General features: G+C 44.0%; 20 protein-coding genes. 14 read left to right on the forward strand and 6 right to left on the reverse strand.

The annotated features are described in order from the left end of the window. Window positions 1-118 precede the first annotated feature (118 nt). Window positions 119-2,413, forward strand: coding sequence for a TonB-dependent receptor (locus QY309_16795; GenBank protein WKZ59507.1), 2,295 nt, complete (start codon window positions 119-121; stop codon window positions 2,411-2,413). 14 nt (window positions 2,414-2,427) lie between these two features. After that, the gene (locus QY309_16800; GenBank protein ID WKZ59508.1) at window positions 2,428-3,012 is read left to right on the forward strand and encodes a hypothetical protein; all 585 of its coding nucleotides are present in this window, start codon (window positions 2,428-2,430) and stop codon (window positions 3,010-3,012) included. A 38-nt stretch (window positions 3,013-3,050) separates the two neighbouring features. Here QY309_16800 and QY309_16805 read toward each other — a convergent pair whose 3' ends face one another. Beyond that, window positions 3,051-3,794 (reverse strand): 1-(5-phosphoribosyl)-5-[(5-phosphoribosylamino)methylideneamino] imidazole-4-carboxamide isomerase, encoded by a 744-nt coding sequence (locus tag QY309_16805; protein ID WKZ59509.1) that lies wholly within the window; start codon window positions 3,792-3,794, stop codon window positions 3,051-3,053. Between the two features lie 120 nt (window positions 3,795-3,914). Here QY309_16805 and QY309_16810 point away from each other — a divergent pair, with 120 nt between their 5' ends. After that, entirely contained in the window at window positions 3,915-5,489 is a 1,575-nt protein-coding gene (locus tag QY309_16810) for a hypothetical protein (protein ID WKZ59510.1), read from the forward strand. 3 nt (window positions 5,490-5,492) lie between these two features. Here the strand turns inward: QY309_16810 and QY309_16815 are convergent, their stop codons facing one another. Further along, window positions 5,493-6,047, reverse strand: a complete 555-nt coding sequence (locus QY309_16815; protein ID WKZ59511.1) for a DUF2911 domain-containing protein — start codon at window positions 6,045-6,047, stop codon at window positions 5,493-5,495. Window positions 6,048-6,307: 260 nt separating this feature from the next. Between QY309_16815 and QY309_16820 the strand changes: the two genes are divergently transcribed. Together QY309_16820 and QY309_16825 are read left to right on the forward strand one after the other, a co-directional pair. Beyond that, the gene (locus QY309_16820) at window positions 6,308-6,841 is read left to right on the forward strand and encodes a TIGR00730 family Rossman fold protein (protein WKZ59512.1); all 534 of its coding nucleotides are present in this window, start codon (window positions 6,308-6,310) and stop codon (window positions 6,839-6,841) included. A 56-nt stretch (window positions 6,842-6,897) separates the two neighbouring features. Continuing rightward, window positions 6,898-8,133, forward strand: a complete 1,236-nt coding sequence (locus QY309_16825; protein ID WKZ59513.1) for an aspartyl protease family protein — start codon at window positions 6,898-6,900, stop codon at window positions 8,131-8,133. Here QY309_16825 and QY309_16830 read toward each other — a convergent pair. Beyond that, window positions 8,130-8,603: a hypothetical protein gene (locus tag QY309_16830; GenBank protein WKZ59514.1), complete on the reverse strand. Its 474-nt coding sequence runs from the start codon at window positions 8,601-8,603 to the stop codon at window positions 8,130-8,132. The two genes, QY309_16825 and QY309_16830, sit on opposite strands and share 4 nt — an antisense overlap. A 127-nt stretch (window positions 8,604-8,730) precedes the next feature. Here QY309_16830 and QY309_16835 point away from each other — a divergent pair, with 127 nt between their 5' ends. Beyond that, the gene (locus tag QY309_16835) at window positions 8,731-9,852 is read left to right on the forward strand and encodes an NAD(P)/FAD-dependent oxidoreductase (GenBank protein ID WKZ59515.1); all 1,122 of its coding nucleotides are present in this window, start codon (window positions 8,731-8,733) and stop codon (window positions 9,850-9,852) included. Window positions 9,853-9,857: 5 nt separating this feature from the next. Here QY309_16835 and QY309_16840 read toward each other — a convergent pair whose 3' ends face one another. Next, a complete protein-coding gene (locus tag QY309_16840; GenBank protein WKZ59516.1) occupies window positions 9,858-10,751 on the reverse strand; it encodes a UbiA family prenyltransferase in 894 nt (297 codons plus the stop codon). 70 nt (window positions 10,752-10,821) lie between these two features. Between QY309_16840 and QY309_16845 the strand changes: the two genes are divergently transcribed. The 3 genes from QY309_16845 to QY309_16855 are packed head-to-tail and all read left to right on the forward strand — an operon-like array spanning window position 10,822 to window position 13,266. Further along, window positions 10,822-11,928 (forward strand): type III polyketide synthase, encoded by a 1,107-nt coding sequence (locus QY309_16845; GenBank protein ID WKZ61717.1) that lies wholly within the window; start codon window positions 10,822-10,824, stop codon window positions 11,926-11,928. Continuing rightward, window positions 11,925-12,659, forward strand: coding sequence for a methyltransferase domain-containing protein (locus QY309_16850; GenBank protein WKZ59517.1), 735 nt, complete (start codon window positions 11,925-11,927; stop codon window positions 12,657-12,659). Before QY309_16845 ends, QY309_16850 begins: the two co-directional genes overlap by 4 nt. A 46-nt stretch (window positions 12,660-12,705) precedes the next feature. Next, the gene (locus QY309_16855) at window positions 12,706-13,266 is read left to right on the forward strand and encodes a hypothetical protein (GenBank protein WKZ59518.1); all 561 of its coding nucleotides are present in this window, start codon (window positions 12,706-12,708) and stop codon (window positions 13,264-13,266) included. Between the two features lie 41 nt (window positions 13,267-13,307). Here the strand turns inward: QY309_16855 and QY309_16860 are convergent, their stop codons facing one another. Further along, complete coding sequence (locus QY309_16860; GenBank protein ID WKZ59519.1) at window positions 13,308-13,988, reverse strand: hypothetical protein; 681 nt, start codon at window positions 13,986-13,988, stop codon at window positions 13,308-13,310. Further along, on the reverse strand, window positions 13,985-15,244 hold the full coding sequence (locus tag QY309_16865) for an amidohydrolase family protein (GenBank protein WKZ59520.1): 1,260 nt from the start codon (window positions 15,242-15,244) through the stop codon (window positions 13,985-13,987). The genes QY309_16860 and QY309_16865 overlap by 4 nt, the downstream gene beginning before the upstream one ends. A gap of 33 nt (window positions 15,245-15,277) precedes the next feature. On the opposite strand from QY309_16865, the gene QY309_16870 reads away from it, so the two are divergent. From QY309_16870 to QY309_16890, 5 genes are all read left to right on the forward strand, one after another. After that, a complete protein-coding gene (locus QY309_16870) occupies window positions 15,278-16,141 on the forward strand; it encodes a hypothetical protein (GenBank protein ID WKZ59521.1) in 864 nt (287 codons plus the stop codon). 41 nt (window positions 16,142-16,182) lie between these two features. Further along, window positions 16,183-16,812 carry a deoxynucleoside kinase gene (locus tag QY309_16875; protein WKZ59522.1) on the forward strand — a complete coding sequence of 210 codons (630 nt, stop codon included), beginning with the start codon at window positions 16,183-16,185 and terminating at the stop codon, window positions 16,810-16,812. An 81-nt stretch (window positions 16,813-16,893) separates the two neighbouring features. After that, on the forward strand, window positions 16,894-20,286 hold the full coding sequence (locus QY309_16880; GenBank protein ID WKZ59523.1) for an amidohydrolase family protein: 3,393 nt from the start codon (window positions 16,894-16,896) through the stop codon (window positions 20,284-20,286). A gap of 62 nt (window positions 20,287-20,348) precedes the next feature. Continuing rightward, on the forward strand, window positions 20,349-20,855 hold the full coding sequence (locus tag QY309_16885) for a hypothetical protein (GenBank protein ID WKZ59524.1): 507 nt from the start codon (window positions 20,349-20,351) through the stop codon (window positions 20,853-20,855). 120 nt (window positions 20,856-20,975) lie between these two features. Then, on the forward strand, window positions 20,976-23,174 hold the full coding sequence (locus tag QY309_16890) for a TonB-dependent receptor (GenBank protein WKZ59525.1): 2,199 nt from the start codon (window positions 20,976-20,978) through the stop codon (window positions 23,172-23,174). Window positions 23,175-23,178: the final 4 nt, after the last annotated feature.

Here is a 23,178-nt window from a genome sequence, read left to right on the forward strand (position 1 = left end):
TATTTGCAACCTTGTTGCAAATAGTTTGAAACGCTCCTGGATCATACTCGTCATACTTATAACCGTGCTTTTGCAGCCCGCAAGAAGTCAGGATAACTGCACGCTAAAACTTTCCGGCATGGTTCGCGATAGTGATGGACAAGCTATGCCTGGAGCAACGGTTATGCTAAATGGAGACGGCACTGTAACCGATGCGCAAGGATTTTTTGTGTTCAAAAACCTGTGCGCAAACACGTACAACCTTTCTGTAAAGTTTGTTGGGTTCCTGCCTTATGAATCCCATATCGAGCTAACCAAAAACCAACAGGTTTCCATCACACTGCGCGAAGATGTTACAGAACTCAGCAGTATTGAAGTTGTTGGTCAGCAAACCCGTTCGGCCATCAGCAATACATCGGTTAGCCTTACTGAACATGACCTGGATCATCAGCATGGAAAATCGCTTGGTGAAAGTTTAAAAACGGTGGCCGGAGTAAATGCCTTGCAGGTTGGGCCAGCCATTTTCAAACCCGTTATTCATGGTTTACACAGCCAGCGCATTCTCATTCTGAACAACGGAATCCGCCAGGAAGGACAGCAGTGGGGTATTGAACATGCACCGGAAATTGATCCGTTCATTGCATCTGAAATTACAGTGGTGAAAGGCGCAGAGGCTGTACGCTATGGCGCTGATGCCATTGGTGGCACTATCATTATCAATCCTCCATCGCTTCATAACAAGGCACACGCATTTGGGGGTGAAATCAACACCGGATTTATGAGTAACAGCCGCATGACTTTTTTGTCGGGCATGGTGGAAGGCGAACTAAACAAATCCAATCCGTGGAGTTGGCGATTACAGGGAACAGCCAAGCGTGGCGGAGATTTCATGGCACGGGATTATGTGCTTTCAAACACGGGTGTGCGCGAACTTGATTTTTCAGGAAGTCTTGGATACAAAGGTGATAACCGCTCCCTGGAAATCTTCATGAGCAGTTTCAATTCAACAATTGGCATATTGCGCGCTGCACATACCGGAAACCAAAACGATCTCCAATCGTCCATTGAAAATGGAGAGCCCTGGTATGTTGCTCCGTTCTCATACGACATCAACAATCCAAAGCAAAAGATCAATCATCAGTTGCTGAAAATTCAGGCTTCTCAAAAAATTAAAGGAGTAGGAGAGCTTAAGGTGCTCTACGGGGGACAATACAATCAGCGCAGGGAATTTGATATTCGAAGAGGCGGGCGAAGCGAACGACCAGCGTTGTTTATGAAACTCTTCACCAACGTGTTGGATGTGTCGTTAGATCACGATCACCCGCGGCACTCCGGTAGCATTGGTATAAATGCAACCTACAAACAGAACATTAACGAAACTGGAGAAACGGGTATACGTCCGATGATTCCGGATTACCGGCTCTTTTCATCTGGACTGTTTCTTATTGAAAAAGTAAGAAAGCGAAACTGGTTGTTTGAAGCAGGGGCACGGTATGATTACCAACACCTAAATGTTCTTGCCTTCACAACCACTAACGACTTAGTGAAACCATCTTTCAATTTTCACTACCTGTCCGGGTCGCTGGGTGCCACGTATTACATTAGTCCGCAAGCAAGGTTAAACACGCATCTTGGCGTTTCATCACGGCCACCACATGTTAGTGAATTATACAGCGAGGGGCTTCACCACGGCACCGCAGCTATTGAAGAGGGTCTAATGCGCCCAAATGGTGAGTTGCTAACTGATCAGACACTCATAAAAAAAGAAATGAGCACCAAGTGGATCACTTCTTTACAACTAGGTGGAGAACGCTTGTCGGCTGATTTTTCGGTGTATGTAAATTCAATTGATAATTATGTTTTTCTACGGCCTGTTGGTTCGCGGTTAACCATCCGCGGCTATTTTTCGGTATGGCAATATGAGCAAACCGATGCCATGCTAAAGGGACTTGATGTCTCCCTAAATTGGCATCCCGTTCAAAAAATTAAATACACAGGCAAATTCTCTTACGTTCGAGGTGAGGATGTCACGCGCAATGATGTGTTAATATTTATTCCGCCAATTGCAATTGAGAATGCTTTGACCTACACCACCGATGTAGGTAAACTGAAAGATTTTTTTGTGCAAGCAAGTATTCCCGTTGTACTCAAACAAAACCGCGCGCCCATTACAGTTTATCCGGAGGACATTCCTGACTATACGGGTGAGCGTGTATATGATATTGCACCTGCTCCAGCTGGTTACACGCTGGTAAATGTGGAGATGGGATTTAAAGTGCCTGTTAAAGAAAATACATTATCGATAAGTATGGCTGGTGAAAACCTGGGGAACGCCAGCTACCGCAACTACATGAACCGCCTGCGTTACTTTGCCGATGATGTTGGTCGAACTTTTATTATCCGCTTGAATTATAATTTTCATTCACATAACTAAAAACCAGATTACTTATGAACACACAAAACCATTTAGTTACCCGTTGGCTGTCGAGGTTTTTTCTTGGCTCGTTTTTACTTGCAACATTGTTGCTGGTAAGCTGTGGCGATGATCCGGAACCTGCCAATGAAGAGGAGTTGATTACCACATTAACGCTAACATTAACGCCAACCGGAGGAGATCCGATTACTATGACCTTTAAGGATCTGGATGGTGATGGTGCAGGTGTTCCGCAATACATTTATTCTACAGGAGGTGATGCCGCTGTGCTATCTGCATCAACAACATACACCGCTGAAATAACGCTGTTGAATGAATCTGTAAACCCCGCTGAAAATATTACTGAAGAAATAGAAGAAGAGGCTGATGAGCATCTTTTCTGCTTTACCGTAGGCGGTGGTGCAAATATCGATTATTCATATGCTGATGAGGATGATAATGGTTTAGACGTAGGACTTACTACCATTTGGGAAACTGGAGCCGCCAGCACCGGAACCATTACCATTGTGCTTCGTCACCAACCGGGTACTAAGACTGGAGCTTGTCCAGGATCTGGTGAAACGGATATTGAAGTTACATTTAATGTAGCTATCCAATAAAAATAAAAAGCCCCTCGATTACTCGAGGGGCTTAATTTTTAAGATTCTTTCTTCACAAAGAACTGCTCCAAATCTTTCAGCTTCAAAACACCTTCGTAATAAGCTTTTCCGAAAATTACTCCGAACACACCCATTTCATTCAGGCGCTTAATGTCATCTACCCCGCGAATACCACCACTCGCCAACACACTTAATTCAGGAAAACGATCGCGTATATTTTGATAAAACTCAAAGTTAGGGCCCTCCAATACGCCATCGCGCGATACATCGGTTGATTTTACATATTTCAACCCGCGTTCATGAAAATACTCCAGGTGTTCAAATAACGTTAACTCCGATTTGCGCTGCCACCCACGAAACAACAAGTTCATGCTTTTCACATCGGTAACATCTGCTCCAAGCGTAATTTTTTCACGACCGAAGGATACAATCCACGAAGCAAACAACTCCTGATTGGTTACGGCAATACTCGAAGCGGTAATGTAATCGGCACCAGCCTCGTAGGCTTTACTGATGTCTCCGTCTGTTGAAATGCCCCCAGTGAAATCAATTTTAAGATCGGTATAGGCCGATACCTGTTCAATGATGTGATAGTTTACAGGAGAGCCTCGTTCCGCGCCATCCAAATCAACCAGGTGAACCACTTCAATGCCGTGGTCTTCAAAACGCTTGGCCAGGTCGAGTGGATTTTCATCATACGCCTTTTCACTGGAAGGATCTCCCTTCCGCATTCTTACAACACGTCCTTTTCGTATGGCTATGGATGGAATTACCTGGATCATTGCTTTATTAACCGAGCGGCTAAATTATCACTTACCCGTGAAAATTCCATCAGGTTGAAAATAATAAGAACGCGGTGTCTGGCAGCCTATTTGCCAACCTAATGCATTAACTTTAGCTTCATGAACAGGATTATTCTTCTCCTTATTGCCTTTATTCCCACATTGGATGGTTTCGGCCAGGCCGCGGTGCGCAGGCTTCCGCAAAACATCAACAGGCCAACTATCAATCTTTCAGCCCCTTTTATAAGTTTAGACGGCAGCACCCTGCTATTTACATCGGATTACAATGGAGAATATGAACCCGCTGTTTTTTTGGCCAAAAAAGAGGGTGCCAACTGGACGGAGCCAAAAGAACTTGCCAAGCACATAAATGCAAAGCTAAATTTTCAAAAAAGCTATACCCTCAGTGCCGATGGTGAAACGCTTTACCTCACCAGCATAAAATCAGGGGGAGTAGGCGGTTATGATATTTGGGCAGGTAAAGTAACGGGTACATCGTGGAGCGACTTTCAAAACATGTATGCCCCTATCAACTCCAAACTTCATGAGGGCACGCCCACATTCTCACCCGATGGCATGACCATGTATTTTATGCGATGTCAGAAAATGGATTTACGGGGAGCACAAGGATGCAAAATTATGGTTGCCCAGAAAGGAGCCAATGGCCTTTGGCAAGAACCTGAAGAACTTCCCGCCAACATCAATACCGGCAACTCACAAACGCCCCGCATTTCTGCTGATGGAAATGTTTTAATCTTTGCTTCCAATGCGATTTCTCCAGGTAAAGGAGGCTATGACTTGTATGTAAGTAAAAAAATCAATGATCGATGGACGGATCCGCAACCATTGGATTTTGTAAACACTCCCGGTAACGATCAGTTTGTCAGCTCAATTTCAAATGGTCGCTACTTGCTAAAGGATGCTCCGGGCAGGTTCAAAACAGAGTTGGTTGAATTTCTTGTTCCGGAACAATGGCGCCCAAAAGCCGTGATGAAACTTGAAGGGCAGATTACCGATGCAGATGGCAAACCGCTATCGGCCTATATTTCGGTAGAAGATTTGAATACCCGCTCGCGCTTCTTTACGGGAAGGCCCGATAAAAACGGGTATTACTTTTTATACCTGACAGAAGGAACCCGGTACGAACTTTCTGTTGATCCGGAGCAAGGTCATTACACATTTTTCTCCCGGATATTTGACATGACAGAAGAAGAAAGCCCGTTGGTGCAAAAAGTTGACGTTGCACTAAAGCCGGTTTCTGCCGGAGATGTTGTGGAGCTTGAAGGTCTGGAGTTTGAACCGAACTCGGCCGTACTCAACGATGTTGGAAATGAAACCAGAAGGCTTGTACGTCTCATGAAGAGTGTGCCTGACAGATCGTTTGAGCTTCAGCTTGAGTTTGAAGGTTACACGGAAGATTCCGTTCAATCTGATCCAGACTTAACTGAAATTCGTATCGATACCATCATCTACCAAATACAGGATATTGATACACTCGGTCAGCTCTACTCACGCGACAGCACGATTGTAGAAACTACCTATCACAACAACCGAACCGATCAACAGGCACAGGCAGTGTTACAGGCTTTAATAGCTCAGGGCATTGAACCTGCGAGGTTAAGCTATACTGTTTCCTTGCAAGCGGGTGTATTGCCTGAAAAAAGAAGAACACGATTAAGGTTACTGATTAAGTAAATGCTAATAGGAGAAAGGAACGGCCACCACAGTTTTATCCCAAAGCAAAATCATTTCTGCCTCCTCGCCCGTTTTATCAAATTGAATGGTAAACTGTTCAAACTCCCTATCCTGTACGATGGCCGGAACAATAACAGTAAGCACATCTTCAGAAGGATCACGATTAGCCTCGCCCTTGCTGTTAATACCCCATTGACCATGCTTGGCATTAAAAATAATCTGCCAACTGGTTGAATCCGGAATCGTCCATAGGGAATATGTTCCTGCCATTAATTTTTGATCTCGGAACGTAAGTGTGCGGTTGGTTTCAAAAACCGTTGCTTCATTGGCCCCTGTTCTCCACACTTGTTTGTAAGGAACAAGCGCGCCAAAAATTTCGCGCCCCTTCTTGTATGGACGGTTATACCAAACCGACACGTTCAACTCGCCATCCGTAAAGGAGGCAGTATCTTCCGGGCTGAATGATTTTGTTTGTTTGTGCCGAATGGTGCTCACCACCATCCACAATACCCCAATCAGTACAATTCCAATGGCCAGAAGAATCAAAAATTTTTTCATGTGCGTACGCGTTACTCAAAATAAGCGGCAAAACACGGGATAAAGCTGTTAAACAATTTTCAATTCTTTATACAAAAATTACACGAATAGGCTTTATTTTTACCTCCTCAAACTTGTCAGACACATGGATGCATCCTGGACTCCTTTCTACGTAGTTATCGCCCTTTTTGTTTTGGCTATTGTCTCCCCGTGGATATTCCCCAACAAAATGGTGAGCAACAATAAGCACGATAACAAATACTAATCCCTCACCAACCGTTATGAAGGTTTGTGTTTTCTGCGGATCAGGCGTAGGAAACCAACCTGTATACGCTGAAGCGGCCCGCAACCTGGGCATATTGCTAGCAAAAAATAAGTATACCCTTGTTTATGGTGGCGGCAATATTGGCCTTATGGGCATACTTGCCGATAGCGTATTGGAGCATCACGGCCAGGTAATCGGTGTTATCCCTGATTTTCTGATGAAAAAAGAGGTGGGCCACACCGGCCTCACCAAACTCGAGGTTGTTGCCAGCATGCATGAGCGAAAACGGAGAATGGCCGACTTGGCCGATGCCTTTCTCGTGCTGCCGGGAGGATGGGGAACCCTTGATGAAACTGCTGAAATACTCACCTGGAAACAATTGGGCCTGGTCAATCACCCACTGGGTCTTCTCAACATCAATGGCTTTTTTGACACCCTGCTTGCGCAGATGGCCGTCATGGTAAAAGAAGGATTCCTCAAACAAGAAAACCTGGATTCCGTTAAATTAGCTGACACCCCTGAAAAAATGCTGCTCGCGCTAATACCCTAAATTGGGTTACGGTGCAGTTCGCAATTATTCCTAACTTTCAAACTGAGGGGCATGCTATGATTCGTGTATTTGGAATACTGATTTTTATTTTTCCGGTTTTTCTTTTCGCGCAAAACCAAAACCTTGGGTTTCACATTGCCGATGGTAAAAGAAAGGTTCAGATTCCCATTGAAATTCATAATAACCTGGTTGTTGCGCGGGTCATCCTGAATGACGCCATACCACTTAAGTTTATTATCGATACCGGGGTTCGCACGGCCATCCTAACCCAAAAATCTTTTTCTGATATTCTGCAACTGCCCTACAGCAGAAAATATACCATCGCGGGGCCGGGAGGTGAAAAGTTAATTGACGCCTATGTGGCCAATAACATTTCGCTTACGTTGCCTGGCGTAGTGGGTCGCGGGCATGCCCTGCTGGTATTGGAGGAAGACTATCTCGAATTGCGCAATCACCTCGGTACGGATGTTCATGGCATTATTGGTTACGAACTGTTTAGTCGGTTCATCATCGAAATCGACTACCAGAAAAAAATTATGACGGTCATGCTTCCCGATAAATTCAAACAGCGAAAGAAGTACGAAGTAATACCCATTCGCATTCAGGATACTAAACCCTATTTGTTGGCTCCGGTAAACATCAACTCACATCATGCACTGAATGCAAAACTTCTTGTGGATACTGGTGCCAGTCATGGCTTGATGCTGGAGCCCGAAAGTGATTCGCGCATTCATCTGCCAGAAAAATCTGTGCCCAATATTATTGGCCGTGGACTTGGTGGAGAAATTACCGGGAAGACTGGTAGGATTGAGTCGTTGGAATTGGGCAGTTATGTCATCGAAAAACCATTGGCAAACTTCCCTGATTCAAACGCATACTTTTCAGATTCCTTAAAATACCTTTCAATCGACCGAAACGGAACGTTGGGTGGTGAAATTTTAAGTCGGTTTACCGTTGTTTTTAATTTCCCACAGGAAAAGATCTATCTAAAAAAAAACAGTGACTTCAAGAAAGCATTTTATTTTAACCTTAGTGGGCTAACCGTACGCGCAAAAGGCTCCTCCCTAAATGTTTTTGAAATCACTGATGTGCGAGTCAATTCAGCAGCACACAAGGCGGGTTTGCAACAAGGCGATTTGATTGCATCTGTGAATTCAATATCCGTGAAAGATCTTTTCCTAAATCAAATCAACGGACTGCTCAATTCTAAACCTGGTAGAAAAATCAGGCTGGAGATAAGAAGGGGGGGGCAATTAAAAACGTTTGACTTCCGGCTTGAAGATCAAATCTAGCGTATCAACTTCAACAGTTCACGCTTTCTTTTAGCGTACGCCTTTGCAAGATACTTCCGCGCTTGCTGAAAGCGTAGGGAATTTCGCAACGCAATGTACAACGACTCCGGAGTGAGGTGTTGCTTAAGGATATAATCCGCAATGTCGGATGAAACAATTGATCCCGTGTAGTTTGAATTTTTCAACACCGTAATCGGAACATTTTTCGTTTTCGGATTGGCGGATAGCGTGCTTACCGTTTGGCTAAGTTCAAGCAACCCAATATTGTCATCGATCAGAATAAAATTTGGTCTGAATTTTACAAGACGCTGCCAGATGCTCGTCAGGTCAAAAGCGATTTCAGCCGTTACCCGGTTGGGCAACTTTTTAATGGTTTCCAGCATTCTGCTCAATTCAATAGGATTGTTTCCTACTAAAAGGATACTGACAGAATCCTGACGCGTGGGTGTTTTTTGTTTTTCCTGTACCATAGCCAACTGAAGATTTAAACATAGTATGCAGACAAAAGGTTACTTTAGATGATCAAGGTTTTAAGTTTATTTTCTTTAGCTGTGAACCCAGTTCAAAAACGAGGCCACCTGTAGCAAATTTTATTGTGTGAAAAGAAAAGTAATTATTGTAGGGGGGGGGTTAGCGGGACTAATTGCTTCTATTCGTCTTGGCAGGGCCGGATTCACCTGCCAGCTGTTTGAAAAGAAAGTCTATCCGTTTCATCGCGTATGTGGTGAATACATCTCCAATGAAGTATTACCCTTTCTCAAAAATGAACAACTATTTCCACAAACCTTTAACCTCCCAAACATTAATGTACTTCGGCTCTCCTCGGTAAGCGGAAAAATGACAGAACTTTCGCTTGATCTTGGGGGCTTCGGAATCAGTCGCTTTACGTTTGATCACTTTCTGGCTCAGCAGGCGAAAAAATGCGGGGTTGAAATTATTCACGCAGAAGTTGATGATGTTACTTTTAACGAGCAGGAAAAAAATTTTTCTGTTAAAGTTGGCAACACATCCTATAAAAGCGATCTCGTTATCGGATCATTTGGTAAGCGGTCGAAACTGGATGCAGGCCTCCACAGAAGTTTTATGCAAAAGCGATCACCTTATGTGGGTGTAAAATATCATATTCGCACACAACACCCTGACAACATTATTGCGTTGCATAATTTCAATGGTGGATATTGTGGGTTAAGCAACATTGAAGAAGGTAAATCAACTTTATGTTACCTCGTTCATCGCGATTTGTTGAAGAAGCACAAATCAATCCATGAACTGGAGAAAGTGGTGTTGTTTGAAAACCCTCATTTGCGAAACATCTTTTCTTCTGCTGAATTTCTCTTTGAAAAACCCGAGACCATCAACGAGATCTCGTTTGAAACGAAGGAACCTGTTTACAAGCATATACTAATGGCCGGTGATGCGGCCGGCATGATTGCGCCTCTATGCGGCAATGGCATGGCGATGGCCATTCATGCTGGTAAGCTGGTAAGCGATTTGATTATTGAAGCTGCAGAAAATCAAAATGCCCATTCATGGCTTGAAAAAATGTATGCGCAACATTGGAAGAATCTTTTTGCAGGAAGACTTCGAACGGGAAGGATGATTCAGCATTACCTGTTTGGAAGCGAGTGGTCATCCCGATTGGCGGTTTCATTGGCGGTCAACTCCAAATCCATTGCGAACTTTATTGTCCGAAGAACGCATGGAGAAATCATTCACTAATTGCACTATTGAAACGCTGCTAAAATATTGCTGCTGTCAAGAAAGAACCATACAAAAAAGATATTCAGGCTGGTTGAAGAGATCAGGTTCAGCCACATGGTATGACTATAGTTCGCGGCACTTTCATTTCTTCTCACTTGCAAAAACCAATACGAAAAGAATAACAGCGTGGGTGAAAGTGCCATTAGAAATTGCCACGCATAACTAATTTTATAGTAGTGATTGAAATAAAAGAAGAACCCAGCCACAGCAAGTCCAAACACCAATGCAGTAAAATAGAATGTTCCACGAATACCCAGGCGTAAACTAAGGGTTCTGTCTCCCCGCCTGGCATCTTCTTCATGCTGGTAAACCTGTGTCATTGGGTAATTGCCTAACAACATGATGGTAGTAAGTAGGGCCGGAGTAATTACATGTGGCTTAACAATGGTTTCCAGATCAAAATTATTTAGTCCGGCATAGCACATTAAAAACGTAAAGCATCCTTGAAACAGACCGGTAACCAGCCATCCCCCAATCGGATATTTCTTTAACCGGATGGAGGGATGGCTATATGCTTTTGAGATCAATCCATAAATCAAAAGCATTGCGGCAAACAATACACTTATCTTCAGGAAACCCAAAACAATGGCAATTGCATCAAACAAAAGGGCCAGGTAATACAGTCCCTTTTTAACAGGGGGAGGATTCTTAAGTCCACCGATACTTTTCTCATCTTTATCAAAGTAACTGTTATATCCGTTGCTGGCCGGGTACAAAAAAAAGTGAATGATAATAAATACCCATAACAATCGGTCGGGATTCAGGTTAGGAGAAATGGCTACGCTGAACAGAAAAACGGGTAGCAAAAACCAGGAGAAAGGAATACGCAAGTGTAACCAGGATGACAAAGCGAACATGTTTTGAAACGAATAAAGTTTTAGGAACAACTCAATAAACTAAAATTACCCTTTTTGACTTATTATTGAAATCATGAGTTTTATTTCAGCCATCGGAGTTGCTGTACCTGAACACGTTTTTAGTCAGCCTGTTATTGCTTCATTCATGGAGCGTACCATGCAACCCGACTATACGGCCAATCGGAAACTCCATGCCATTTTTCGTGCAAGTGGTATTGAAACAAGACATTCGGTTTTAGATGATTACGGTAAACAGTCTGACTATAGTTTCTATCCAAACACAAAAAATTTTGAACCCTTTCCTTCTACACAAGCAAGGTTAGAAGCGTATCGAAAACATGCCCTGCCCCTAAGCCTTCGCGCTATCGAAAATTGTTTCAGTCAGCAGCCAGCAATAAATCGAAATGACATTACGCATCTTATCCAGGTGAGTTGCACCGGCATGTATGCGCCCGGTCTGGATATTGATCTGATCCGACAGCTAAAGCTGAATGAACATGTTCAGCGAACGTGCATAAACTTTATGGGTTGTTATGCAGCCTTTAATGCCCTTAAACTTGCAGATGCCATTTGCAAAGCCGAAAATCATGCAGCCGTGCTAATTGTGTGCACGGAGTTGTGTACCCTTCACTTTCAAAAAGAGCCCACCGAAGACAACCTGTTGGCCAACGCACTTTTTGCGGATGGCGCTGGTGCTATGCTGGTAACCTCATCACCCCAGCCTGGATGGAATATTATGCCGGAGCACTTTCACAACGGACTTGCCTTTAACGGAAAAGAACACATGGCCTGGGATATTGGCAACCATGGTTTTGAAATGAAGCTTTCCACCTACGTTCCGGATACCATTCGAACGGGTATAAAAAAACTGACTACGGAATTACTGAATCAATTTCAAAAAAATATTAACGATATCTCTTTCTTCGCTATTCATCCGGGTGGAAAAAAAATATTGGAAGCCATTGAACAGGAGTTAGGGATAAGTCCGGAACAGAATAAGCCCGCTTACGCAGTGTTAAAAAAGTATGGCAACATGTCATCGGCAACCATCTTGTTTGTGTTGCATCACATCATGCAACAATTTCAGCATAGGGATAAAGATAAATTGATTTTGAGTTTTGCTTTTGGCCCCGGGCTTACACTCGAAAGCATGCTGTTAAAAACCCATTATCAATGAGTCGCTTTGCTGAACGATCGCAAGCACCTGAAATTATGGATGACCTGCAATGTTCGGGCGAGGTGGTACATCAAACCTTGCGCGAACTGGACTTCATCAACCATTGGTTGGGCGGAAATCAGGTAACACTGAAGGGGTTGAAATCTCTGATTAAAAATCAAAACAACATTAAATCATTTCACCTTGCTGACCTTGGGTGTGGCAGTGGCGAAATGCTGAAGTTGATCTATCAACAACTAAAAACGCATCCCATACTTCAACTCACCGGTATTGATGCCAATCCGAACATCATTGCTTTTGCAGAAAAGCATTGTGCGGGTATACCCAACCTTCAACTTAAAACAGAAGATATTTTTGATCCGGATTTTCAAAGGCATTCATTCGACATTGTTATAGCAACATTGTTTCTGCATCACTTTACGCATGAACAACTCGTTAAAATTTTTCAAACACTTCAAGCACAAACGCGGATTGGAATTGTAGTGAACGACCTGCACAGGCATCCCTTAGCATATTACTCCATTAAGCTTTTAACCCGGCTATTTTCGCGATCGGCTATGGTCAAGTATGATGCCCCGCTATCTGTATTAAGGGGTTTCAAAAAGGCCGAAATTGAAGGAATTCTGGCGGAAGCCGGAATAACCCGGTATACCCTTTCGTGGCGATGGGCCTTCCGGTGGCAATTGGTCATCTATACCGGTGAAAATGGCCCACCAATGCGTAAAGCCTGATCTGGCACAATTTTCGTACTTTCGGTAGTCGTAAATACAAACGCATATGATACACCTTAGAAAAATACCCTTACTGGCCTTCTTGATCGTATTGGGCGCCTGCTCATCAGGCGTGTTAGGAAAAAAAGTAAACGAGCCCTTTATGGGCAATGCCTACGAATCCAATAATCGCTTTTGGCGTGGCACTGGTAAAGGCAGCAGCTCACAAGATAACATTGCCCGCAGCAAAGCCGACCTGGACGCCAAGGCACAGTTAGCCGGACAGGTAAACACCACCATGAAACAAGTGGCCGATCAATATCTTGGACAAACTGAAAATGCAAATGCAGCCGATGTAGCGGATAAGTTTCAAAGTCTGGTGCGCCAGATCATGAACACCAACATTGCCGATTTGCGTAAGATGGGTGAAAAGAAATTTTACAATGAGAAAACAAACGAGTATACGGTTTTCATGGCTTACGAAATCAAGAAAAATGCCATGCTTCGGTTTATGAAAAAGCAAGCCAAGGTAGACCAGACGATTGATGAACGCCAGCGTGCGGTGATTGAAGAGATTATTGATGAAGAGTTGAGCAGACTGGAAAAGGAAGAGGGCGAAGAAAACTAATTAAAATAATTCACTCAAGTTTTAAAAGACCTGATTCACCGTCAGGTCTTTTTTATTTGCCTACGAATACGGTAGGCTCTGAAAACCAAAAAACTATACGCTGCCAACAGAAACGGCAATAGGCTTATAGATGCCGTTGTTAATGCAAATAGAAAAAAGTAAGCGCGATCATATGGTGTTCCGCTATTCTCCCGAATGCCTGCCATAATATCAAACACCGCATGCTCAAGGTTTAACAAGGTAAGGCCAGCAACAATTATGGTTAATGGCAACAGGGTAGCAACAATTGTTTCAGCAATGCTTAGTTGCGCGTATCGCTTAAGAAACACGATCAACAATGCAACACGCCACAGCGCTACGATTTGCAGAAACCACACATTTGCTTTTCGTGCCGCTTCCAGGCTCATAAACCGTTCTACCGGTATAGCATATAAAATTGCAGGTAAGGACACGAGCGAAACAAATGTAACGATCTGAAAGTAGTGCCAATGTTGTTTGCGTAATGGGTAAACAATTACCCAGATAAAAAACGATAGCAAGAAAATGTAAATCACTGATCCAAGGCCAAGGTATTGACCTAATTCAGCATTCGGATGATCCCAATAACGACCGATGCCTACGAGCCACGTTGTAATCAGACCTAAAAAAAATTCTTTACGACTAAAAGTAAGGCAGTCTTCTCGTGTAAAGGTAAAGGTCAGTATGCGAAATAATTTTTTCACTTCTCGTGGCGATAAACTTTTCCGTCTTTCATCACGAAGACAACTTTGCGCAAATCAGAAATGGATTTTGCAGGATCACCCTGAATAATAACGATATCGGCCAACAGTCCTGATTTAATTGCACCGATTTCATTTTCCATGTGAAGTGCTTTAGCATTAACCGTAGTGGCCGCTTTCAGCACATCAATTGGCTTCATTCCGTACTCAATCATCAACTCCATTTCATACACATTTTCCCCGTGATGGTATACGCCCACATCGCCACCCATGCCAATGGTTACGCCTTGATCAAGTGCAATCTTAAAACTTCGCTTTTTCTGTTGTACCAAAGCGGGCTCGGGGTCTTTTCCCTTTTTCCATCCACGGTATTGCTGAATGGCATCTACGGCACCAAGCGTGGCGTAATAAGTTACGTTGTATTGCTTCATCAATTGGGCAATTTCCTCATCCAGGTAATCGCCATGCTCAATGGTTTCAGCTCCCGCAAGGATGGCGCGCTTCATGGCTTCTTTTGACTTCGCATGGCACACCAGGTAACGACCGCTGCTTCGGGTTACTTCATTCACAAGCTTCAGTTCATCCAACGTAAACGAAGGCTGATCTTCTCCTTTCGTTCCCCATCGGTAATCGGCATAAACCTTTATAAAATCAGCGCCCTTGCCAATCTGGTCTCGAACCACGCGAATCAATTCATTGCCATCTGCCGGCTCGGCTCCCAGCATAATTTTTGAATCTTCATCATAGCCTTTCGGACCATAGGAGCCTGTTGAAACAATTGCCCGACCGGCCACCATCATGCGTGGCCCCGGAATAATGCCTTCATTGATCGCACACTTCAAGGCCACATCTGCATAACCCGCACCTTCTGTTCCCAAATCGCGAACGGTAGTGAAGCCGGCCATCAAGGTGTTTTTGGCGTGAACTGTTGCCCGTGCCATGCGGTAGTTATCTGATTCTTTCAATACCTGTGTATCCCAATCGGTTATGTTGTACGGATAAAGAAACAGGTGTGAATGCCCTTCAATCAGGCCGGGCAGCAAGGTGCTGTTTGAAAACCGTAAAATGGTGGCATCTTTTGGTGCTTTTAGTTCTGTGGTTGGTCCGGCTGCAACAATTTTATTTCCGTCTATCAAAACGGCCCAGCCTTCGCGCATTTCTTGTCCGTCAAATACACGATCGGCTTGCAGATAGTATTTGCTTTGCGCAAAAAGACTGATTGCAAAAAGAAAAAGAGTTAAGGTTACTGTGGCTTTCATTCAGAAAAGTTAGTTTTAATTATTCGATTTCTTATGAAAAAAAATTTTATCCTCCTCGCATTGGCAATTTCGGTAACCGCAGTTGCTCAACAACCTCCTGGTACGGAAATCTATTTGTTTGATTTAGTCGTTAAAAAGAAAAGCGTTGAACTGGTAAATCCTAAAAATATCACCAACCGAAGCGGTTATGATAACCAGCCGCATTTTCATCCAGAAAAACCGCTCGTTTATTTTTCATCTGCTGATGAAACAGGCCGAACCGATATTATGGTTTATAACTATGAAACCAGTGAAACCAAAAAGTTTACGAATACACCTGAACGGGAATATTCGCCAACGGTAACGTCAGATGGAAAATTTATCTCCTGCATCATTCAACGCGACAATGGAGCGCAGGATTTGGGCAAGTACCCGATTGAGGGAGGAGAACCTGTTATTATTGTGGACAACCTTACTGTGGGTTATCACGCATGGATTAATGATGATGCACTTGTGCTCTTTGTATTGGGTCGCCCCAACACACTCCGCTTATATTCTATATCTGAAAAGAAAGATCAGGAACTGGCTACTAACATTGGAAGATCACTACACCGCATTCCGGGAACAAATGACATTAGTTTTATCGATAAACAAGGAGCAGCGTGGTTAATCAAAAAATACAGCCATAAAACCGGATCAATTGAAACGATTACTTCAACCTTGCCGAATCGTGAAGATATAGCATGGACAGCGGATGGTAAGATTTTGATGAGTGATGGTGAAAAACTTTTCTATTGGGTATCCAAGAAAAAACAATGGAGTCCTGTTATACCGTCTTCCAATTTCATGTTAAAAGGCATTACGCGGTTAGCGACAAATAACAGCATGACCAAACTTGCTATTGTTGTGGAAGAATAAATTCTGGCAAATCGAACATTGAATTATATTTGCCCCCCTACATGAAAACGCTCAAGCACATTGCCATATCCGGAAACATTGGCTCCGGTAAAACCACACTGGCCGAAAAGTTATCCAAGCATTACGGTTGGACGCCTCTCTATGAATCTGTGGATAAAAACCCCTACCTGAAGGATTTCTATAACGACATGACCCGCTGGGCTTTCCACCTGCAAATCTATTTCCTGAACAGCCGGTTCCGCCAGGTTAATGAAATCCGGGCCAATGAAAACACTACCGTTCAGGACCGCACCATTTACGAAGATGCCTACATTTTTGCCGCCAACCTGCATAAAAGCGGCCATATCAGCGACCGCGATTACCAAAGCTACCTGGACATTTTCAACTCCATGATCGACTTTGTACAGGCACCCGATTTACTGATTTACCTCCGATCCGATATCCCGAAACTGGTTCGGCAAATTCAAAAACGGGGGCGTGAATACGAATACGCCATGCGGCTGGACTACCTGAAAAACCTGAACGAGCACTATGAAAACTGGATCAGCAATTACAAGCACGGCAGGCTGTTAATTGTAAATGTAAACGACCTCGACTTTGTAGAACGGATAGAGGACTTTTCCTTTATCGTGAACCGCATCGACCTGGAGATCAACAATTTGTTCTCTTAAGTACGATTACACCCTCCTGTATAATTCCGATAACTTTAAATACATTTATCGGTATTCTTTGTATTCATTAACGCTCATTTTATGAAATCATTCTACATGACATTATTCATGCTGTTCGCCTTACTCGTTAGCGGACAGGATGATAAAAAAGAAGTCAAAGCCGACAGCACAAAAAAGGAAACGAAGAAGAAGAAGAAAGATCTTCCGTTGGAATCTGACCGTACGGTTCACATTAAATCTACGGAAGGAACCTGGATGTCGCTTGATGTTAGTCCGGATGGCAAAACCATTGCCTTCGATTTTTTAGGAGACATTTACTTGCTGCCGTTTGGCGGAGGTAAAGCTGAACGCTTCACCAGCGGATTGGCGTTCGACTCGCACCCGAAATTTAGCCCAGATGGAAAACACCTGCTCTTCATTTCCGATAGAAGTGGGGGAGAAAATGTGTGGCGCTATTCGCTGGATAAAAAAGATTCCCTGCAGATCACGAAAGGCAACACCGACACCTATCAATCAGCGGAGTGGACGCCAGACGGAAACTATGTGGTGGTTTCCAAAGGCAGAAGAAACCTGAAACTGTTTTTGTATCACAAGGATGGGGGTGGTGGCGCACAACTCATCAGTAAGCCCGATAACCTGAAAGTTGTTGAACCGGCCTTTGGCCCGGATAGCCGTTACATCTGGTTTGCACAACGAATCGGTGCGTGGAATTACAATGCACAGTTACCGCAATATCAGCTAGGCACTTATGATCGTGAAACCGGAGAAACGGAAACGCAGACGAATCGCTATGGTTCGGCCTTTACTCCAACCCCATCACCCGATGGAAAGTGGTTGGTGTATGGCTCGCGGCACAATGAACATACCGGCCTCTTGCTTCGCGATTTAAAATCGGGTGAAGAACGTTGGCTTGCTTATCCGGTTCAGCGTGATGAGCAAGAGTCTATCGCACCTATGGGTGTACTTCCTGCCATGTCATTCACACCCGACAGCAAAGAAGTGGTTGCTTCTTACGGTGGTAAAATCTGGCGCATTCCGGTTGCCGGAGGAAACGCTGTTCAAATTCCGTTTGAAGTTGATGTTCAGTTAGAGCTCGGACCAAAACTCGATTTCAAATACCCGATCAGTGATGAGAAGGAAATGATCGTCACTCAAATCCGTGATGGAAAAGTATCACCTGATGGCAAGCAACTTGCCTTCACTGCATTAAACAGATTGTATCTTATGGATTTGCCCAATGGTACACCCAAGCGTGTTACCAATTTTAACTTCACCGAAGCTATGCCAGCCTGGAGTCCCGATGGAAGTCAGTTGGCGTGGGTAAGCTGGGAAGAAAATGTGGGTGGTAGTTTGTATAAAATAAATTTCAAAGCGAAAGGAGCAAAGCCGGTAAAACTTACTTCATCAAGCGGTGTGTATTCAGATCCGGCCTTGTCGTACAAAAGCAATCGAATTATTTTCTTGCAAGGACCTGCTCAGCTTTTCAAAGATGCCGATGGTCCGTTTGCATTTAAAGCAAAAGAAAGTCTGGCGTGGATTTCAACAGAAGGTGGTGCTGTAACGGTCATCGACAAATCCAAAGGCCGGGGTGTTCCGCACTTTGTAAAAAATGATGATCGAATTTACCTATATCATGGTGGAAAGGGATTGATTTCCATTCGCTGGGATGGAACCGATGAGAAAGAGCATGTAAAAGTTACCGGTATAACCGTTTATGGTACTACACACGATCACGATCATGACGATTATGTAAACCACTGCATGCTGGCCGAAACAGAACGCGAGCCACAGCAGCAACCTTCCAATGCCAGCGTAGTGATGATGGCGCCCGAAGGCGATCAGGCCATGGCACAGATTAACAATGACATTTATGTAGTTACGGTTCCGAAAACCGGTGGTGAAACGCCCAAAATTTCTGTTTCCAATCCTGAAAATGCACAGTTTCCTGCACGCAAACTCACCACTATTGGTGGTCAGTTCGCCAGTTGGAGCAATACCGGAAAGAAAGTGTACTGGTCTATTGGTAATGCCTTCTTCACGTACGATCTGGATGAAGCCAAGACAAAAGAAGAAGAGCTGAAGAAAAAGAAAGCAGAGGAAGCAAAAGCCAAGGAGGAAGGAAAAACAGAAGAGAAGAAGAATGGTGACGACAAGAAAGATGAAGGCTACAAGCCGGCAGAAATTCGGGTAAAGGTTACGGTTCCCCGCGATATTCCTTCCGGTAAAGTTTTACTTACCAATGCGCGCATCATTACCATGAAAGGTGATGAGATCATTGAGCGTGGCGACATCCTGATCGAAAACAATCGCATCAAGCAAGTAGGCGCAGCCGGCAGCATAACGGTGGATGGCTCCGTTCAGAGAATGGACATGACCGGCAAAACTATTGTGCCCGGTTTTGTTGACACCCATGCACACATGTGGCCACAATGGGGCTTGCATAAAAATGAAGTGTGGATGTACGCAGCCAACTTAGCCTACGGTGTAACCACTACGCGAGACCCACAAACCGCAACCACCGATGTGCTCACGTATGCCGACATGGTGGATGCAGGACAGATTCCCGGGCCAAGAGTTTATTCAACCGGCCCCGGTGTTGGCTTTTGGATGTACAACATCAAAGATTTGGATCATGCCAGAAATGTGTTGAAGCAATATTCAGAGTACTACAACACCAAAACCATCAAGATGTACCTGACTGGTAATCGTCAGCACAGGCAATGGATAATCATGGCGGCAAAGGAACAACAACTGATGCCCACCACAGAAGGAGGTTTGGATTTCAAACTTAACCTTACACAAATTCAGGATGGCTATCCGGGGCATGAGCACTCCTTCCCGATTTATCCGTTGTACAACGACTTCAATACGTTTCTCGCTAACTCAGGAACAACGTATACACCAACACTATTGGTTTCGTATGGCGGCCCGTGGGCAGAGAACTTTTTCTACGCTACGGAAAATGTAAATGGCGATCCGAAGCTGAATTACTTCACACCAAAATCAGAACTGGATTCAAAATCGCGCAGAAGGCCAGGATGGTTTATGTTTGAAGAGCACGTGTTCCCTGATCATGCTGCGTTCTTGAAAAACTACGTGGCGGCCGGTGGTAATGCCGGTGTGGGTTCACACGGACAGCTACAAGGCTTGGGTTATCATTGGGAATTGTGGTCGATGCAATCAGGTGGATTATCCGAACACAATGCATTAAAAGTAGCCACCATTCATGGAGCCAAAGCGCTTGGTTTGGATGGTGATTTAGGTTCCATTGAAGCGGGCAAACTGGCCGACCTGATCATCCTCAATAAAAATCCCCTAGAAAATATCCGTAACACCAATACGGTGAACAGGGTGATTAAAAACGGAAGAATGTATGACGGTAACACGCTGGACGAAGTTTACCCTAACCCGAAAAAGGCAAACTTCAACTGGCAACAAAGTAAACCAACTCCATCACTACCCGGAATACGATAATCCATTAAAGATGTCCTGCATCAACAAGTGCGGGACATCTTTCTTTTATCTACCTTCGCCTTGTGAGGCGCTTCATCTCCATATTGCTGCTTACACTATTGCTGGCAAACTTTGCCGGCTCGTATATTTATTTTGCTTTTCGTGCGCTGCAAATCAAGCGTGAGATGCGCGCCCTGCTGGCTACATTGCCGGAAGAAGAACTTGAACTCATTATATTAACACCGGAAGAATTCAAACAAGCCCGCGTAGAAGAACACGAAATAAAAGTTAACGGCAACATGTTTGATATCGCACGTGTTGTTGAAAAAGATTCAAAACTTTTTGTTTACGGTGTGTATGATGAAGATGAAGACAACCTGTTTTCCTTTTTGGATGCGGTGCTTAATAATCTTCAAAACGACTCTTCACAAACTCCTCCTTCTTTTTCGTTGTTCAGCGTGCTGCATTACATGCCCGTTCAGTTTGAGTACAGCTTAACCGCGCTACCCACAAAATCCGTATCTCCGACTTTTTACAATACCTCTTTTGTCGATTTCATTTCAGCTATCGATTCTCCACCTCCCAAATAAGCTAAGAGAATCTCAAAAAATTTTCCCAACATTTTGAACCACATAGTCACATAGGGCACATAGTTTTTTCTCCCAAATTATGTGTGATCTGTGACTTGATTTAAACGCTTTCATACTAACATGAGAATAATACTTGTGGTATGTCTGTTTGTGCTGCATTTCTATACACATGCGCAACGGGCAGACACAACCAAACTTTTGGAAGAGGTGGTTATTTCCGTAAACCGGTGGGAAGAAAATCTTCGTGAAATTCCTAACCGCGTAACGAAAATAGATGCCTCGTTAATTCAATTTCAAAATCCACAAACAGCGGCTGATTTACTGAGCCTCTCCAATCAGGTGTATGTTCAAAAGAGTCAGCTGGGTGGAGGCAGCCCCATGATTCGGGGATTTGCCACCAACCGTGTGTTGCTGGTAGTGGATGGTGTGCGTTTCAACAACGCCATCTTCCGCAGCGGCAATGTGCAGAATGTTATTTCACTTGATCCGAATGTTATCGAAAACTCAGAAGTAATTTTTGGTCCCGGCTCTGTGGTATATGGCAGCGATGCCATTGGTGGGGTTATGGATTTTCATACGCTTCAACCCAAACTCGCGGTTGACAAACCCTTTACCGTAGCTGCCAACACCCTGATGCGCTACTCATCTGCCAATCAGGAAAACACCGCCCATGTTGATGTGAATATGGGAACGAAAAAATGGGGCTTTGTTTCGAGCATTACCTACGCTGACTTTGGCGATCTGAAGCAAGGTAAAAACGGACCGGATGAATATTTGCGTAACGATTACGTGGAGCGTGTTAATAATACGGATGTTGTTCTGCTCAACGCTGATCCAACATTGCAGCTTACTTCCGGTTATAACCAACTCAACACCATGCAAAAGGTGAGGTTCCGTCCCAATTCAAATTGGGATATTCACTATGCCATTCACTATTCCAAAACATCGCGTTATGATCGTTACGACCGGTTGATTCTAAAAAATGAGAATGGTGATTTCACCAGCGCAGAATGGTACTACGGTCCGCAGAAATGGCAAATGCACAGCCTGCACGTGAATTACGTTAAACCAACATCATTGTTTGATGCCGCGCGCCTGGTAATCGGCTATCAGAACTATGAGGAAAGCCGGCACAACCGAAATTTTGGAAGTGCTAACCGAAACAATCGGTTTGAACAGGTGCTCGCCTGGTCGGCTAATCTTGATCTGGATAAAGTGCTTTCTGATAAAATACAATTGTTTTATGGTGCGGAGCTCATAACCAATACTGTAAACTCATCGGCCTATCGACTAAATATAAACACAGAAAGCATTTCGCCTTTATCAACGCGCTACCCCGATGATTCCGATTGGCGAACCATGGCCGCATACCTGAGCATGAAATACAAATTGAGCAAAGCAATGCTCTTCACGCTGAGCAGCCGGTTTACGCATATATCTACTGATGCCACATTTGATAAAACTTTCTTTGATTTTCCATTCGATCGTGCGGAGCTGAAAAACAACCAACTCACCTACAGCATCGGAAGCGTGTATAGTCCCGTTGAAACCTGGAAAGTATTTCTGAATTTTTCGACCGGCTTTCGTGCACCCAATATTGACGATATCGGAAAAGTGTTTGATTCACAACCTGGCAATGTGGTGGTGCCCAATCCTACCTTGAAACCAGAAGTGGCTTACAATGTTGAAATCGGAGCGGCTGCCAGCATCAACAAGAAAGTTAAAATTGATGGTGGCTTTTACTACACCATCATGAAAGATGCCATTGCCCGGGCTCCATTTACATTTAACGGACAAGACAGTATTGATTTTGACGGAACACTAAGCCGTGTGCTGGCCCTGCAAAACATCAGTTCACTTTATGTGTATGGTGTTCAGCTTGGGCTTGATTGGCGATTGACTGATCACTTGCAACTAACTTCATCCATAAACTTTCAAAAAGGAAAAGAAGAAGATCCATCAACCGGGTTAGATGCACCGCCCACGCACATTGCTCCAACCTTCGGTGCTACGCATATCATTTTCGCTAAAGCAAAATGTAAGATTGATCTTTACTCGGTCTACAACGGAGAAATACCTTTCCGAAACCTTGCCTTTTCCGAACAGGGAGATGCACATTTATATGCAAAGGATGAAAATGGAAATCCGTATGCGCCCGCCTGGTGGACCGTGAACCTGAAAACTTCCTGGAACGCCACAAAATTCCTAACAGTTGATGCGGGTGTTGAAAATATTTTCGACAAACGTTATCGTCCCTATTCGTCCGGCATCTCTGCACCCGGAAGAAATGTTATCATCTCTTTGCGGGGAAAAATCTAACGAC

The sequence above is a fragment of the Cyclobacteriaceae bacterium genome, from assembly GCA_030584025.1.
Lineage (GTDB): Bacteria > Bacteroidota > Bacteroidia > Cytophagales > Cyclobacteriaceae > UBA2336.

What these genes read in the sequence shown, in the direction of transcription:
- QY309_16795 (WKZ59507.1), top strand. Translation starts at nt 119, where the DNA reads ATGGTTCGCGATAGTGATGGACAAGCTATGCCTGGAGCAACGGTTATG.
- QY309_16800 (WKZ59508.1), top strand. Translation starts at nt 2,428, where the DNA reads ATGAACACACAAAACCATTTAGTTACCCGTTGGCTGTCGAGGTTTTTT.
- QY309_16805 (WKZ59509.1), bottom strand. Translation starts at nt 3,794, where the DNA reads ATGATCCAGGTAATTCCATCCATAGCCATACGAAAAGGACGTGTTGTA.
- QY309_16810 (WKZ59510.1), top strand. Translation starts at nt 3,915, where the DNA reads ATGAACAGGATTATTCTTCTCCTTATTGCCTTTATTCCCACATTGGAT.
- QY309_16815 (WKZ59511.1), bottom strand. Translation starts at nt 6,047, where the DNA reads ATGAAAAAATTTTTGATTCTTCTGGCCATTGGAATTGTACTGATTGGG.
- QY309_16820 (WKZ59512.1), top strand. Translation starts at nt 6,308, where the DNA reads ATGAAGGTTTGTGTTTTCTGCGGATCAGGCGTAGGAAACCAACCTGTA.
- QY309_16825 (WKZ59513.1), top strand. Translation starts at nt 6,898, where the DNA reads ATGATTCGTGTATTTGGAATACTGATTTTTATTTTTCCGGTTTTTCTT.
- QY309_16830 (WKZ59514.1), bottom strand. Translation starts at nt 8,603, where the DNA reads ATGGTACAGGAAAAACAAAAAACACCCACGCGTCAGGATTCTGTCAGT.
- QY309_16840 (WKZ59516.1), bottom strand. Translation starts at nt 10,751, where the DNA reads ATGTTCGCTTTGTCATCCTGGTTACACTTGCGTATTCCTTTCTCCTGG.
- QY309_16850 (WKZ59517.1), top strand. Translation starts at nt 11,925, where the DNA reads ATGAGTCGCTTTGCTGAACGATCGCAAGCACCTGAAATTATGGATGAC.
- QY309_16855 (WKZ59518.1), top strand. Translation starts at nt 12,706, where the DNA reads ATGATACACCTTAGAAAAATACCCTTACTGGCCTTCTTGATCGTATTG.
- QY309_16865 (WKZ59520.1), bottom strand. Translation starts at nt 15,244, where the DNA reads ATGAAAGCCACAGTAACCTTAACTCTTTTTCTTTTTGCAATCAGTCTT.
- QY309_16870 (WKZ59521.1), top strand. Translation starts at nt 15,278, where the DNA reads ATGAAAAAAAATTTTATCCTCCTCGCATTGGCAATTTCGGTAACCGCA.
- QY309_16875 (WKZ59522.1), top strand. Translation starts at nt 16,183, where the DNA reads ATGAAAACGCTCAAGCACATTGCCATATCCGGAAACATTGGCTCCGGT.
- QY309_16880 (WKZ59523.1), top strand. Translation starts at nt 16,894, where the DNA reads ATGAAATCATTCTACATGACATTATTCATGCTGTTCGCCTTACTCGTT.
- QY309_16890 (WKZ59525.1), top strand. Translation starts at nt 20,976, where the DNA reads ATGAGAATAATACTTGTGGTATGTCTGTTTGTGCTGCATTTCTATACA.